16 protein-coding genes are annotated in these 14,345 nt (G+C 65.3%); 7 read left to right on the top strand and 9 right to left on the bottom strand.

All coding sequences use genetic code 11. The features are described from left to right. The first annotated feature begins 29 nt into the window (after positions 1-29). Together recR and def are read left to right on the top strand one after the other, a co-directional pair. Positions 30-626, top strand: coding sequence for a recombination mediator RecR (gene recR, locus K3172_RS11955; protein WP_221590316.1), 597 nt, complete (start codon positions 30-32; stop codon positions 624-626). A gap of 32 nt (positions 627-658) precedes the next feature. Continuing rightward, entirely contained in the window at positions 659-1,225 is a 567-nt protein-coding gene (gene def, locus K3172_RS11950) for a peptide deformylase (RefSeq protein ID WP_221590314.1), read from the top strand. 68 nt (positions 1,226-1,293) lie between these two features. On the opposite strand, the gene K3172_RS11945 is transcribed toward def, so the two are convergent. After that, positions 1,294-1,692 (bottom strand): four-helix bundle copper-binding protein, encoded by a 399-nt coding sequence (locus tag K3172_RS11945; RefSeq protein ID WP_221590312.1) that lies wholly within the window; start codon positions 1,690-1,692, stop codon positions 1,294-1,296. Between the two features lie 101 nt (positions 1,693-1,793). Between K3172_RS11945 and K3172_RS11940 the strand changes: the two genes are divergently transcribed. Continuing rightward, on the top strand, positions 1,794-3,179 hold the full coding sequence (locus tag K3172_RS11940) for a DNA recombination protein RmuC (protein WP_221591171.1): 1,386 nt from the start codon (positions 1,794-1,796) through the stop codon (positions 3,177-3,179). 74 nt (positions 3,180-3,253) lie between these two features. Continuing rightward, on the top strand, positions 3,254-4,666 hold the full coding sequence (locus K3172_RS11935) for a PAS domain S-box protein (protein ID WP_221590310.1): 1,413 nt from the start codon (positions 3,254-3,256) through the stop codon (positions 4,664-4,666). A 29-nt stretch (positions 4,667-4,695) separates the two neighbouring features. Here the strand turns inward: K3172_RS11935 and K3172_RS11930 are convergent, their stop codons facing one another. The 7 genes from K3172_RS11930 to K3172_RS11900 form a co-directional block, all read right to left on the bottom strand. Continuing rightward, entirely contained in the window at positions 4,696-5,508 is an 813-nt protein-coding gene (locus K3172_RS11930; RefSeq protein WP_221590308.1) for a TrmH family RNA methyltransferase, read from the bottom strand. Between the two features lie 3 nt (positions 5,509-5,511). Continuing rightward, on the bottom strand, positions 5,512-5,790 hold the full coding sequence (locus tag K3172_RS11925; protein WP_221590306.1) for an HPr family phosphocarrier protein: 279 nt from the start codon (positions 5,788-5,790) through the stop codon (positions 5,512-5,514). Further along, a complete protein-coding gene (locus K3172_RS11920; RefSeq protein ID WP_221590304.1) occupies positions 5,787-6,212 on the bottom strand; it encodes a PTS sugar transporter subunit IIA in 426 nt (141 codons plus the stop codon). The genes K3172_RS11925 and K3172_RS11920 overlap by 4 nt, the downstream gene beginning before the upstream one ends. 70 nt (positions 6,213-6,282) lie before the next feature. Beyond that, positions 6,283-7,185, bottom strand: a complete 903-nt coding sequence (rapZ, locus tag K3172_RS11915) for an RNase adapter RapZ (protein WP_221590302.1) — start codon at positions 7,183-7,185, stop codon at positions 6,283-6,285. Further along, positions 7,182-7,643 (bottom strand): HPr kinase/phosphorylase, encoded by a 462-nt coding sequence (locus tag K3172_RS11910; protein WP_221590300.1) that lies wholly within the window; start codon positions 7,641-7,643, stop codon positions 7,182-7,184. The genes rapZ and K3172_RS11910 overlap by 4 nt, the downstream gene beginning before the upstream one ends. Next, on the bottom strand, positions 7,640-9,226 hold the full coding sequence (locus tag K3172_RS11905; RefSeq protein WP_221590298.1) for a sensor histidine kinase: 1,587 nt from the start codon (positions 9,224-9,226) through the stop codon (positions 7,640-7,642). The genes K3172_RS11910 and K3172_RS11905 overlap by 4 nt, the downstream gene beginning before the upstream one ends. Further along, on the bottom strand, positions 9,219-9,974 hold the full coding sequence (locus tag K3172_RS11900) for a response regulator transcription factor (RefSeq protein ID WP_221590296.1): 756 nt from the start codon (positions 9,972-9,974) through the stop codon (positions 9,219-9,221). Before K3172_RS11900 ends, K3172_RS11905 begins: the two co-directional genes overlap by 8 nt. A gap of 183 nt (positions 9,975-10,157) precedes the next feature. On the opposite strand from K3172_RS11900, the gene K3172_RS11895 reads away from it, so the two are divergent. From K3172_RS11895 to K3172_RS11885, 3 genes are all read left to right on the top strand, one after another. Then, complete coding sequence (locus K3172_RS11895) at positions 10,158-11,747, top strand: phosphoenolpyruvate carboxykinase (RefSeq protein ID WP_221590293.1); 1,590 nt, start codon at positions 10,158-10,160, stop codon at positions 11,745-11,747. A gap of 114 nt (positions 11,748-11,861) precedes the next feature. Continuing rightward, positions 11,862-12,182, top strand: a complete 321-nt coding sequence (locus tag K3172_RS11890; protein ID WP_221590291.1) for a hypothetical protein — start codon at positions 11,862-11,864, stop codon at positions 12,180-12,182. Between the two features lie 10 nt (positions 12,183-12,192). Beyond that, complete coding sequence (locus K3172_RS11885; protein ID WP_221590289.1) at positions 12,193-12,723, top strand: DUF937 domain-containing protein; 531 nt, start codon at positions 12,193-12,195, stop codon at positions 12,721-12,723. Between the two features lie 14 nt (positions 12,724-12,737). Here the strand turns inward: K3172_RS11885 and K3172_RS11880 are convergent, their stop codons facing one another. After that, positions 12,738-14,297 (bottom strand): DUF1570 domain-containing protein, encoded by a 1,560-nt coding sequence (locus K3172_RS11880; RefSeq protein WP_221590287.1) that lies wholly within the window; start codon positions 14,295-14,297, stop codon positions 12,738-12,740. Positions 14,298-14,345 lie beyond the last annotated feature (48 nt).

The following is a 14,345-nucleotide window of genomic DNA, read 5'->3' as shown; positions in this document are numbered from 1 at the left end:
GTCTCGCCAGCGCCCCTATCTGTGGCGCGATGGCATCGCAAGAGATCGAAACCCTCAGCCAGGCGCTGGCCCGCCTGCCCGGCCTCGGCCCGCGCAGTGCGCGCAGGGCGGTGCTGTGGCTCGTCAAACGGCGCGAAACGGCGCTGCCCGCGCTGCTAGAGGCGCTGGCGACGGTGGGCGAGGCGCTGGTCGAATGCGAAACCTGCGGCAATGTCGACACGCGCAACCCCTGCGGCATCTGCGCCGATCCGCGCCGCGATGCGAAGAGCCTGTGCGTGGTGGAGGACGTGTCGGATCTGTGGGCGCTCGACCGGGCGAAGCTGTTCACCGGGCGCTATCATGTCCTCGGCGGCAAGCTCTCCGCGCTCGACGGCGTGCGGCCCGAAGATCTCAACATCGCCGCCCTGCTGGCACGCGTGGAAGCGGGCGGGGTGGACGAGGTGGTCCTCGCGATGAATGCGACGCTCGAGGGACAGACCACCGCGCACTATCTCGCTGAGCGGCTGGAAGGCTATCCGGTCCGCATCACCCAGCTGGCCCACGGCCTGCCTGTCGGCGGCGAACTCGATTACCTGGACGAGGGCACACTTGCACAGGCTCTCAGGGCGCGACGTCCGGTATCTTGAGAATCGCCGCGCTCACGCCTATCTGAGCTCGCATGGCTATCCGTGAAATCCTCGAAGTGCCGGATCCCCGGCTCAAGGTCGTGTCCGAACCCGTCACTGAATTCGATGACGAGCTGAAAGAGCTCGTCTCGGACATGTTCGAAACCATGTACGATGCGCCCGGCATCGGCCTCGCCGCGATCCAGGTCGGCGTGCCCAAGCGCGTGCTGGTGATCGACTTGCAGCCCGAAGACACCGAGGCCGAGGGCGAGGTCTGCAGTCACGGCGGGCACGAGCATGTGCATTATCCGCTGAAGAAAGAGCCGCGGGTGTTCGTGAATCCCGAAATTCTCGATCCGGCGGAAGAGCTCGCGACCTATCAGGAAGGCTGCCTCTCGGTCCCCGAAATCTTCGCCGATGTCGACCGCCCGGCGACCTGCCGCGTGCGCTACCAAGACCTCGAGGGGGAAACGCACGAGGAAGAGATGGAAGGCCTGATGGCCACCTGCATCCAGCACGAGATGGACCACCTCGAAGGCATCCTCTTCATCGACCACCTCAGCCGGCTGAAGCGCAACATGGCGCTGAAGAAGCTCAAGAAGATGCGCGAATACGCCTGACCCGGACGCGCTGCCGACGTAGAAAAGGCCCCACCGGAAGGCGGGGCCTTTTTCTTATGCAGCCGGGATCAGGCCGCTTCGAGCATCGAATCGCGTGCGGCGACGCAATCCTCTACGCATTCGCGGCACATCTTCGCGCAGCGCTGGCAATGCGGGTTGTCGTGCTTTGCGCATTCTTCCGCGCAGATCTTGCAGGCGACGATGCAGGTTTCGAGCAGCGACTTGATCACCGCCGTATTGCCATGCGTCCGGCGCGCCGCGACCCGGCTCACCGTCTGGCAGATGTCCGAGGCGTCCGAACATTTGCGGATGCATTCGGACATATCCATATCCTCCGCGCTGCAGGCATCGACGCAGGAGTTGCAGATCGCCGCGCAATACATCGCGTGCTTCACCGCTTCGCCCAGTGCGTCGTTGTAATCGGCCCCCACTGCGGGGTGGTCCTTGATCATCTCTTTGATCGACATGCTGAAAATCTCCTTCTGCAAGAGGGAGCGCGCGGCGCTGGGGATTGTTCCGCCGGCCTCTTCCCAGCGAATCCCGTTCCAGCTATGTTCCGGCCATGGATATGACTGTACTCATCGTTGCGGCACTGGCGCTGCTGATCGGCGCGGCGCTGGGCTGGTTCGCCGGATCGCGGCCCGTGGCCGACTGGAAGGCGCGCCATGCGGAGCGCGATGCGGAGGCGAAGGACCTCGCCGAGAAGGTTTCGCGCATGGCGCCCGAACTCGCGACCATGGCAGACCGGGCGGCGCGGGCTGACGAGCTGGCCGACAAGCTCGATACCGCGCGGGACGAATTGACCGCGCTCAAGGCTGAGAGAGCCGGGTTCGAGGAGCAGAAGCGCCTGCTCGAGGAAAGCCGCGCAAACCTGCTCAAGGAATTCGAGAACACCGGCGCCAAGGTGCTCGGCGCGGCGCAGGAGCGGTTCCTGGAGCGCGCCAGCGAACGCTTCGGCCATTCGGAAAAGACCTCGGAGGAAAAGCTCAAGGCGCTGCTCGATCCGGTCGGCAAGCGGCTGGAGGCGTATGAGCGGCAGGTCGCCGCGCTGGAGGAAAAGCGCACCGATGCCTTCGGGCGGCTCTACCAGCAGATCACCGAGATGCAGCGCGGGCAGGAAGAGGTCCGGCGCGAGGCGCAGCGGCTCGGCAATTCGCTGACCAATGCCCCCAAGGCGCGCGGGCGCTGGGGCGAGCGGGCGCTGCAGAACGTGCTCGAGCAGTGCGGGTTGTCGGAACACACCGATTTCATCCTCGAACATTCGGTCGATACCGAAAGCGGGCGCCTGCGGCCCGACGCTATCGTCAACGTTCCCGGCCAGAAAAAGCTGGTGATCGACGCGAAGGTCTCGCTCAATGCCTACCAGGCCGCCTTCGAGGCGGAGGACGAGGGCGAGCGGGCGCGCCACATGGACCAGCACGCCAGATCGATGCGGGGGCACGTTCAGACGCTGGGGTCGAAGGGCTACCAGAGCCAGTTTGACGATGCGCCCGATTACGTGGTGATGTTCGTGCCCGGCGAACATTTCGTCGCGGCCGCGCTCGAACACGATCCCGAGCTGTGGGATTTTGCCTTCCACAATAAGGTCCTGCTGGCGACGCCGACGAACCTCGTCGCCATCGCACGCACCGTGGCGCAGGTCTGGCGGCAGGACACGATCGCGCGCGAGGCGGTGGAGATCGGCAAGGCCGGGGCGGAGCTTTACGATCGCCTTGCCGTCGCCGCCGAACACATGAAGCGCGTGGGCGGGGGCCTCGAAACCGCAGTCAACAATTACAACAAGTTCGTCGGCAGCTTCGAGCGTAACGTGCTGACATCCGGCCGCCGCCTCGCCGACAAGGGCATAGAGATCGGCAAGCGCGAGATCGAGGAGGTGCCGCTGGTTGAGGCGACGCCGCGTTACAATGCGGATGACGCGGCGCAGATCGAGGGCGGGCGGGAAACGGCGGAGTGAGAGAATAGCTTGTCGCTCGTGCCACCATTCTCTATCGAGCCGCTTGGTTCGCTCGATTTGGCAGGTTCAGGTAATTGACCATCCCGACCGATAGCTCTCCCGACATAGACGCTGCCCGCTTTGCGGCGATTATCGCCAGCTCGTCCGACGCTATCATTTCGAAGTCTCTGGACGGGATCGTGGAGAGCTGGAATCCCGCCGCCGAGAAGCTGTTCGGCTGGTCGGCCGAGGAGATTATCGGACAATCGATCCGGCGCATCATTCCCGAAGACCGGAACGCAGAAGAGGACCGCATCCTCGCTCGCATTCGTGCCGGAGAGGTCGTACCGAAATTCGCCACCGAGCGTCTGACCAAGAGCGGGGAGAGGGTGCCGATCGCGGTCACGGTTTCGCCGGTCCGCGATCCGTCGGGCAAGGTCGTCGGCGCATCGAAGATCGCCAACGATCTGCGCGAGCAGGAACAACTGGCGGAAGGTCTACGCGAAAAGACCGACCAGTTCACTGCCCTGGCCAACAATATCCCGCAGCTTGCATGGCTGGCCGACAAGGACGGCTGGATATTCTGGTACAATCAGCGCTGGTACGATTACACCGGGACCGATCTTGCGGCGATGGAAGGCTGGGGCTGGCAGGCGGTGCATCATCCAGACCATGTCGATCGGGTGAGCAAGCGGATCCAGCACGCGTGGGATACCGGCGAGCCGTGGGAAGATACCTTTCCGCTCCGCCGGGCCGACGGCGAGTTTCGCTGGTTCCTCAGCCGCGCCAATCCCTTGAAGGACGGCGCCGGAAACGTCCTGCTGTGGTGCGGCACGAATACCGACATCACCGAGCAGCTCGAAGCGCAGGAGCACATCAATCTCCTCATTCGCGAGGTCAATCACCGGTCACGCAACATGCTGGCAACGATCCGCGCGATCCTCGGCCGGTCGGCCCGGTTGCCGAAGGACGAACTCATCCAGTCACTGGACCGGCGGATTTCGGCACTCGCGTCCAACCAGGAAATCCTCGACGGCGGCGACTGGTCTGGCGCCAGGATCGCAGACATCGTCGAGGCGCAGCTGCGGCATGTGGGCGAAGACGCGCGCGCGCGGATCGACATCGACAAGCCGGAACCGCTGATCGTGCGCGCCGAAGTGGCGGAAGCCATCGGACTCGCGATCCACGAACTGGCGACCAATGCCTTGAAATACGGCGCGCTCAGTAACGCCACGGGCAGGGTGCACATTGCCTGGGATGTCCTCGACGATACCCACGGGAAACCGATCCTGCAGATGGCCTGGCGCGAATCCGGAGGGCCCACCGTTGCCGAGCCGACTGCCAACGGCTTTGGAAGCTTGCTGATCAAGCGCAACGTCGAACAGGTGCTGAAGACACCGGTCGTGCTGGACTTCCAGTCAACCGGGCTGGTGTGGCGAGTCGAAGCACCGGCTGGCGATCTGCTGATTGACCGGATCGAGCGGGTCGATCCGCAGACCTTTTTCTAGCCTGGCTGGAAAGACATCCCCCGTTTTGCTCAGCTGGGATTTTCGAAGCTCGCCAGCACCTCGTACCCCAACACTGCCGCCGCCACCGCCGCGTTGAGGCTGTCGGCGCGGCCTTTCATGGGCATGGTGACGCGCAGGTCGCAGGCCATCTCGTAGGCTTCCGGCAGGCCGCGGCTCTCGTTGCCGACCATGACGAAGCAGGGCGCGGCATAGGGCGCGCCGCGATAGGGCTGCGCCTCGCGCAGGCTCGCGGCGACGAGCTGGCTTGCTCCGCCGCGCAGCCATGGCTCGAACTCGCTCCATTCGGCGCGCGCGATCCTCTGGGTGAACACTGCGCCCATGCTGGCCCGGACCGCCTCGACGCTGAATGGGTCGGCACAATCGTCGAGCAGGATGAGCCCACCCGCGCCGATCGCGTCGCCGGTACGCAGCATGGTGCCGAGATTGCCGGGATCGCGCAGGGCTTGGGCGACGAGCCAGATATCGGCGCGGCGCCGGTCGAGGCTCGCGAGCGCGGTGTCGAATTCGGCGAATACGCCCGCCACAGCCTGCGGGTTGTCCTTGCCCGTGATCTTGGAAAGGATGTCGGGCGACGTCTCGATCACCTCGCCGCCCACTGCGTCGACTGCGGCTTCGAGCTCGGCCAACAGCGGATGCGGTTCGCGCCCCTTGGCCAGCACCAGCACCTCGGGAATATGCCCGCTCTCGCGTGCGTCGGTGAGCAGGCGCAGGCCTTCGGCGAGGAACTTGCCCGCCGCCTTACGGTGCTTCTTCTCGCGCAAGGCACGCAGAGCCTTGACGGTCGGATTGGAGAAACCGGTGATTTCGCGGCGGAACGCCATCGCTCAGGGTTCCCCGAAGCCGTCCTCGACCATGGCGCAGAGCCCGGCCATCGCGTCCTCGCTGCCGGTGCCGGAGACGATGATGTCGATCGTGTCGCCCTTGGCTGCGCCGAGCATCATCAGCCCGAGGATGGAGCCGCCAGCCGCCTCGTTGTCGCCCTTGGCCACGCGCACGCTGCAGCCGTCGGGAAGCTCGGACACCGCGTTGACGAACTTGGCGCTGGCCCGTGCATGCAGGCCGCGCTGGTTGACCACGGTGAGGGTGCGGCGCAGCTCGCTCAAGAGGCCTTCCGCGCGGTATCGAGGTCCTGGCCGAGGAATTCGCTGGCCACGGTGATGTAGTTGCGCCCGGCGGTCTGTGCGGCATGGACCGCGTCGACCACGTTCATGCTCTTGCGCGCCCCGGCAAGGCGAATGAGCATGGGCAGGTTGATCCCGGCGATCACCTCGATCCGGCCGGTATCCAGCAGCGAGATGGCGAGGTTGGACGGGGTGCCGCCGAACAGGTCGGTCAGGATGATCGCGCCGTCGCCCGTATCGACCGCGGCGATCGAATCGGCAATGTCCTGCCGGCGCTGCTCCATGTCGTCGTTGGGGCCGATACAGATGGTGGCCACGCCTTCCTGCTTGCCGACCACATGCTCCATCGCATCGATGAAGTGTTCGGCCAGCTTGCCGTGGGTGACGAGGATCATGCCAATCATGCGCGACGTATTCCGGTTAATGCCTCGAAAGGACTCGTGCCGGGCTCCCAACCACCATCCGGAGGGGAAATCAACGGCGTTCCAGCGGGTCCGCGGGCCGACTTCCCAGGTTTCGATGGATGACCGTGGGCGAAAACCCCGCCTCGCGCAAGACCTCGGCGGCGCGTTCCGCACTGTAGACCGAGCGGTGTCTCCCTCCGGTACAGCCGAAGGCGATGTTGAGGTAGCTGCGGCCCTGTGCCGCATACCGCGGCAGGACCTCGCGCAGGAGGTCGGCAATCCGCTCGAAGGCCGGCCGGAAGGCCGGATCGCTCTCGATATGCGTACCGACCGCGTCGTCGAGGCCGGTCTTGTGCCGCAGCTCTTCGACCCAGTGCGGATTGTCGATGAAGCGCATGTCGAACAGCAGGTCTGCCAGCGGGGGCATGCCGCGCGCGAAACCGAAGCTGGAGACGGTGACGGTCATCTCGCGCTCGGCGCTACTGGCGAATTGCTCGCGGACTTCCTGCTGCAGCTGGTTGGTCGCGAAATTGCTGGTCTCGACGACGATATCGGCCCACCGGCGGAGCGGTTCGAGCAGTTCGCGCTCGGCCTTGATCCCTTCGTGCACCGGACGACCGCGTGCCATCGGATGCGGGCGGCGGGTCTCGTTGTAGCGGCGTTCGATCTCGCTGCTCGAGCAGTCGATGAACAGCGTGGTGAGCTCGACATCGTCGCGCGCTTCCAGCTGCTTGCACATCGCGATGATCTCGGTCGGCACGAAGCCGCGGGTGCGCGAATCGAAGCCGATCGCCAGCTGTCCGCTGTCCGCACCGCCGCCGACGAGGCCGCCGAGCAGTCGCACGGGAAAATTGTCGATCGCCTCCCAGCCGATGTCCTCGAGCACCTGGAGCGCGGTCGACTTGCCGGCACCCGAAAGGCCGGTGACGAGGAGGATGCGCTGGCGCACCCGAGATGGCGATTCGTCGGTCATGCGTCGGGCCTTGTCGCGGCTTGCGCCGCGCTTGGGAAGGGCAGGCCGTGCGTGGCGAGGGCGTATTCGGCGCGCAGGGCCTGCGCCGCGTCTCCCGGTGCGAAGGGCAGCAGGGGAATGACACAGCCAGCCATATCGCGGGTCGGGATATCCAGTGGGAAGCGCGGCGCCGAGGGATCGAGCGCGAGGATGAGGGCGACCGGGGCAGCGGTGGTGGCGAGTTCCACCAGCCCGACATTGCGGATTTCGAGCAAGCCGGCGGTGTTGGGCGGCGGGGCGGCGAACAGCGTGCCATCGCGGACGTCCAGCGTCAGCGCGTCGTCGCCGATGAGCAGCGCGCCGCGGTCGATCAAGGCCAGCGCGAGGGTAGACTTTCCGCTGCCCGGCGCGCCTTCGATCAACAGGGCGCGTCCGCCGATCGCAACGCCCGTCGTGTTGGCGAGGACGCGGGCGCTCATCGCTTGGCGGCCAGGCCGAAGACGAGGCATGCTCCGGCCGCGCCATCTTCGCGCGAGGTGGCGACGAGCGTGCCGTCATGCGCCTCGGCAATGGTGCGGGCGATGGCGAGGCCGAGACCGGAATGTTTGCCGAAATCCTCGCCTTCGGGGCGGTCCGAATGGAAGCGCTGGAACACCTTCTCGCGCTTTTCTTCCGGGATACCGGGACCTTCGTCGCACACCGTCAGGGTGATCCAGCCGTCCTTGCGCCGCAGCGCGACAGCGATCGTGCCGGTGGCCGGCGAGAACGACACCGCATTGTCGAGCAAGTTGTCGATGACGCGCTCGAGCCGCACGGGGACACCCGAGACCAGCATCGGTCCACCCGCGATATCGAGCGCGATGGTGCGCCCCTCGTTCTCGTCACGCTCGTCGCGGCTGGCGATGATGTTTGTGATCAGCGCCTCGAGATCGACCGGCTCGAATTCGGCGCGCGAGAGTTCGGCATCGATGCGGCTGGCGTCGGAAATCTCGGTGACGAGCCGGTCGATCCGCTGGACATCGTGGGTCGCGATATCGAGCAATTGCGCGCGCAGGGCCGGGTCCTCGACCTTCGCAAGCGATTCCGTTGCGCTGCGCAGCGAGGCGAGCGGGTTCTTGATCTCGTGCGCGACGTCGGCGGCGAAGCTCTCCACCGCGTCGATCCGCTGGCGTAGTGCACCGGTCATGTCCGAAAAGGCACGGGCGAGCATGCCGATCTCGTCGCGCCGATCGGGCAGGCGCGGAACCTCGACCTGCCGGTCGCGCCCTTGGCGTACGCGCACGGCGGCCTGCACCAGTTCGCGCAAGGGTCGCACGATGGTCTGCGCGAGGAACAGCGAGAGCATTGTCGATACCAGCAGCGCCAGCAGGACCACGATCAGCACCGTCGAGCGGGCTTCGCGCACGCTTTCGGTAATGTCGATCGGGTTGCGCGTCAGCAGCAGCGTGTCGCCGTCGAGTCCGACCGGCGCGGCGGCGTTGATGACATGCGTGCCATCGGGGGCGTCGCGCAGCACGATCTGGGTCAGACTCTCTTCGCGTGCACGCACCAGTTCGGGCCAGCCGGATGCATCGTCGGTCTCGGGCTCGACATAGTCGGGCAAGGCGGGCGCGCCGACGATGCGATCGAACCAGCGGTCCATCCGCAAGGCGAAATCGCGCTGGTCCACCTCGGCAGGCGCGGGCAGGTCGAAGCTCGGCGGGGCGAGGGCGAAACTGTCCGATTCTAGGTTGCCGTCCGGGCCGTAGACGCGCAGGCGCAAGCGCTGTTCCTTGCCGATCTGGATCAGCAGCGCTTCCTGCCGCTGGACCGTCGCCCCGGCGAGCGCCTCGGCGGTGATCTGAGCTTCGACGAGCGCCAGCTTGAAGCGTTCGTCGAGCAGCTGCTTGCGATAGGCGTCGAGATAGAGGACGCCGCCGCCCAGCAGCACCAGCGGAAGTACGTTGACAAAGAGGATGCGGCTGGTGAGCGACAGGCGCTGCGACCAGCGCAGCTTGTCCAGCCGCGGGTCGCTCTTGAGGACGCTGCCGATTTCCGAAAAGCCGGGCCGTCCCTCAGCCATCGCTGAAGCTGTACCCCGCACCATAGAGGGTCTCGATGGCGGAGAATTCCGGATCGACGCTGCGGAACTTGCGCCGCATGCGCTTGATATGGCTGTCGACCGTGCGATCGTCGACGAAGACGTCGTCGGGATAGGCTGCGTCCATCAACTGGTTGCGGCTCTTGATTACGCCGGGCCGCGAGGCGAGCGCTTCGAGCAGCAGGAACTCCGTCACCGTCAGCGACACCGGGCTTCCGTCCCAGGTCACGTGGTGGCGGGCCGGGTCCATGTGCAGCCGGCCGCGTTCGATTTCCTCTTGCGGCGGATGGTCCGCCGTGTCGGTCATCACTAGCGGACGGCGGGCATCGCTGCGGCGCAGGATGGCGTGGATGCGGGCGAGCAGCAGGCGCAGGCTGAACGGTTTGGCGATATAGTCGTCCGCACCCATCTGGAGGCCGGCGGCCTCGTCCGCCTCGTCATCCTTGCTGGTGAGGAAGATGACGGGCAGCGGTGATTGTTCGCGCAGGCGGCGCAGCAATTCCATCCCGTCCATCTTGGGCATCTTGATGTCGAAAATGGCGAGGTCGGGCGGGTTGTTGAGCAAGGCGCCCAGTGCTGCCTCGCCATCCGAATAGAGCCGCGTCGCGAACCCTTCCGCCTGCAGCGCGATCGAGACGGTGGTGAGGATGTTGCGGTCGTCGTCGACCAGCGCAATCACGCGCTGGTCGGGGTCCTGTGGGTTGGCACCCTGGATCGCGTCGGTCGTCATGGGTCCGTGCCTAATCCGATTATTCACGCAAAACAACGCGGACTATGCGACGATATGGGACAACTAGCCCTTTGAGCATTTGACCTGCCAGCAGGGGATGACTATGCGCAAATGGACGGCCGCGCATACGAATGCGCGGATGATTCCATCACAGTAACGCATGCGCGCGCTGGAGATTTTTCGGTGACTTTTCCGCTTTCAACATCGCTGTCGTCGCAGGGTATCGAAACCGCTGCCACGATCCATCCCAACCTCACCTCGGAAGAGCTGACCGCAGCGGCGCTCGAAAACGGTGAGGGCCGCCGGGCCAAGGATGGCCCGCTGGTGGTGGAAACCGGCAAGCACACCGGTCGCAGCGCGAAGGACAAGTTCATCGTCCGCGATGCCGAGACCGAAAGCACGGTGTGGTGGGACAATAATGCCTCGATGACGAGCGAGCATTTCGCCGCGCTCAAGGCCGACTTCATGGCGGCGCTGAAGGACAAGTCGGACCTCTACGTCGCCGACCTGTTCGGGGGATCGCAGCCCGAATATCGCGTCAATGTGCGTGTCATCAACGAACTCGCCTGGCACAACCAGTTCATCCGCACGCTGCTGGTCCGCCCGACCGAGGCCGAACTGGAAGGCTTCGTGCCGGAATACACGATCATCGACCTGCCGACCTTCCAGGCCGACCCGGAACGCCACGGCACGCGCAGCGAAACCGTGATCGCGGTGAACCTGTCGGAAAAGCTGATCCTGATCGGCGGCACGAAATATGCCGGCGAGATGAAGAAGAGCGTCTTCGGCATCCTCAACTACCTGCTGCCCGCCAAGGGCGTCATGCCGATGCACTGTTCGGCCAACGTCGGCCCGGACGGCAAGACCGCGGTCTTCTTCGGCCTGTCGGGCACCGGCAAGACGACACTGTCCGCCGATGCCAGCCGCACGCTGATCGGCGATGACGAGCATGGCTGGTCGGACACGGCGGTCTTCAATTTCGAAGGTGGCTGCTACGCCAAGATGATCCGCCTCAATCCCGAAGCCGAGCCGGAAATCTATGCCACCACCAAGATGGAAGGCACCGTGCTCGAAAACGTCGTGATGAACGATGCGGGCGAGATCGACCTCGACGACAACAGCCTTGCCGAGAACACCCGCGGTGCCTATCCGCTGTCCTCCATCCCGAACACCTCGGCGGAGAACATGGGGCCGCCGCCGTCGAACGTCATCATGCTGACTGCCGATGCCTTCGGCGTGCTGCCCCCGATCGCGCGGCTGACCCCCGACCAGGCGATGTATTACTTCCTCTCGGGCTACACGGCTAAGGTCGCAGGCACCGAGATCGGCGTGACCGAGCCCGAAGCGACGTTCAGCACCTGCTTCGGTGCCCCCTTCATGCCGCGCCACCCGAGCGTCTACGGCAACCTCTTGAAGGAGCGCATCGCCAAGGGCGAGGTGCAGTGCTGGCTGGTCAACACCGGCTGGACCGGCGGCAAGTACGGCACCGGCAGCCGCATGCCGATCAAGGCCACCCGCGCGCTGCTCAATGCCGCGCTCGACGGCAGCCTCAACGATGCCGAGTTTCGCAAGGACCCCAATTTCGGCTTCGAAGTCCCGGTCGCGGTGGACGGTGTCGATGCCACTATCCTCGACCCGCGCGCTACCTGGGCGGACAAGGACGAATACGACCGTACCGCGCACAAGCTCGTGCAGCTCTTCGTCGAGAATTTCGAGCCCTTCGCGGCGCATGTCGACCAAGGCGTGCGCGACGCGGCCCCGATGGCCGCCTGACAGGTTATTTCCGGTTGGAGAGGAGAGCCCCCGGCCGGGAAACCGGACCGGGGGCCTTTACTTGGGCGCACCGCCTCCTATCGTCGTGCTCGGACGAGACTTAGGAGAAACGCGATGAGTCTTTTCGACACGATCCTGGGCGCGGCCCACAACCATCCCACGGTCAAGAATATGGCCGAGAAGCTGGGAGTCGATCCAGCTACGGCGGAAAAGGCGATTGCAGCGCTTGCCGATGCCCACCACAAGGATGGCGACACGGTCGAACTGGCTGCCGGCAAGACCGGGATCGATTCCGGAATTCTCGAACAGGTCCGCGAACAGGTCGGCGGGGAAGGCTCGCTGGCGAAGTTCGCGCAGATCCTCGATGCAGATCACGACGGTAATCCGCTGAACGATATCGCCGGCATGGCCGGCAAGCTGTTCGGCAAGAATTAGGCCGGTGTCGATGAATCTCGCGACAGCACTGCAGCAGAGCGGCGTCATCGCATCGATGGCGCAGGAACTGGGTATCGACGAAGCGACCGCGCGGACGGGGGCGGGCGCACTGCTTCCGGCAATCGTGGCGGGGATGGGCCGTCAGACCACCGCTGCACCCGGCGCGGGCGGCCTGGGCGGGCTGGGCGACATCCTCGCAGGATCGCTGGGCGGCACGGCTGGGGGTGCACTGGGCGGCGGCCTCGGCGGGGTATTGCTCGATGCGGTGCTCAAGAAGGAGCCGACGCCGACTGCGCCCGGCAACGACATCCTCGGCCAGATTTTCGGCAGCAAGGATGTGAGCCGGGGCGTCGCCGAGGAAGTTGCCGGCGCGACCGGCCTGTCGCCCGACCTGCTCAAGAAGATGCTCCCGATCCTCGCCATGGCGGTGGTCGGTTACATGATGAAACAGCAGCAGGGCGGTTCGCCGGCCAGTGGCGGCCTCGGCGGCGCGCTCGGCGGCCTGCTTGGCCAGGTCGTGACGGGAATGATGCGGCGGTAGATAGCGGCGCGAGGTTACTCGTCGCCGCCGTCCGGCCCGCTCGCGATATCGGCGATTTCGACGTCGACCATCTCGCCGACACCGGGATGCCAGGGCTTGCCTTCTTCAACCTCGCCCATGGCGTCGCGGTAGCGCTGGGCCCGTTCGGCAAAGCGCCCGCCGTGCGGGTCTGACGCGATCGGAGCGATATTGTAGCGGGCAAGCGCGATCTTGCCTTCGCTGGCCTGCATGAGCGCCGCATTCATCCGCAGCCCCTTGTCGAACGGCGCCAGTTGCGATGCCCGCTCGAGCGCATGGCGCGCGTTCTCGTTCGGAGTTTCGCCGCGTTCGACGAAGCTGCGATAGTAATACATCAGCGGCAGCGGGTGGTCGTTTTCCAGCCGGTTGAGCGCGCTGAACGGTGCCATTGCGGCGGCATAGGCGGCGTCCTGATCGTCGGCACCTTCCGCCTGACGGAACAGGGCATAGCCCTTCTGGACGTAGGCATTCTTGCGCGCCGGATCGATCGCGATCGCCCGGTCGGCTGCGGCAATCGCCTCGGCATCGTTACCGGCATCGTACTCCGCTTCAGCCAGCGCGGTGAGGACACCCGCATCGGCCGGGTACTGCGCGGCGACCGCGCGGACTTCGGGGAGCAGTTCCAGCGCCTGCTCTCGCGTGACGCCGCGCTGCGAGCGGATCCGCAGCGGCATCATCTCGCCTTCGCCTTCGGACAGCGCGCGGACCGTTACTGGCCCGATCGGCACGAGATCGGAGGTGAAGCGATAAACGGACATGCGCCGCTGGTCGATGTAGCGGTCGACTTCCCGTTGCAGGATGTCGAGATCCCCGAACGTGTCGATGGCAGCCTTGCGCGACTCGGTTCCGGCGAAGATGGCGCGCTGGTAGGCGCCCAGCTGGCCCTTTCGCTCCGGCGAGAACCACAGGTAATGAACCAGCGCCCAGGCGCGGCCATAAAAGGCGTCGAAGCGCTTGCCCTTGTTCTTCTCGTAAAGATCGGGATCGATCAGTTCCTCGACGCTGACGTCCTTGGCATAGGCGAGTTCCGCCGCGCGATGGTAGGCCGGGCGGCCGACCGAGATTCCACCGTCCTTTTCGAACTTGGCCGAAGCGAAGAACTCGGCCGCCCCTTCGTTCAGCCAGCGCGGCAGGGCGTAAGGCGAGCTCGAGATCAGGAAGTGGTGTGCATATTCGTGGAGCAGTACGGTCACCGAGAAATCGGTTTCGCGCCCGCCCATGTCGATGTCCGGCACAAAGGCGACCGACCCACTGGCGCGGGGGACGTAAAACCCCGCAATGTTGCCGGAATCGTCGCCGGCGAGCTTGCGGATCTTGCCCTGGTTCCCGACCACGAAGATCGTCACCCGCCCCGACGGGCTCGGCTTGGTCCCATCGCGGCCCTGGAGCAGGTTCATCGCCGAATGATATCGCTCGAGACCCTCGGCGAACTCTTTGACGTCCTGCGGACGGTCGTCCGCATAGACGACGAAATGATCCGACTCCGCAACCTGCCAATCGGCATGGGCGGGTGCAGCCACCAGAGCGGCTGCCAGGCCTGCAAGTAAAAAGCGCATGAAATCGACCCCTGAATTCAACAGGGGCATGTATTGCATGGCAAGAAG

The sequence above is a fragment of the Qipengyuania proteolytica genome, from assembly GCF_019711565.1.
Lineage (GTDB): Bacteria > Pseudomonadota > Alphaproteobacteria > Sphingomonadales > Sphingomonadaceae > Qipengyuania > Qipengyuania proteolytica.
The sequence above is the reverse complement of the archived record's forward strand: the minus strand, read 5'-3'. Positions and strand labels throughout refer to the sequence as shown.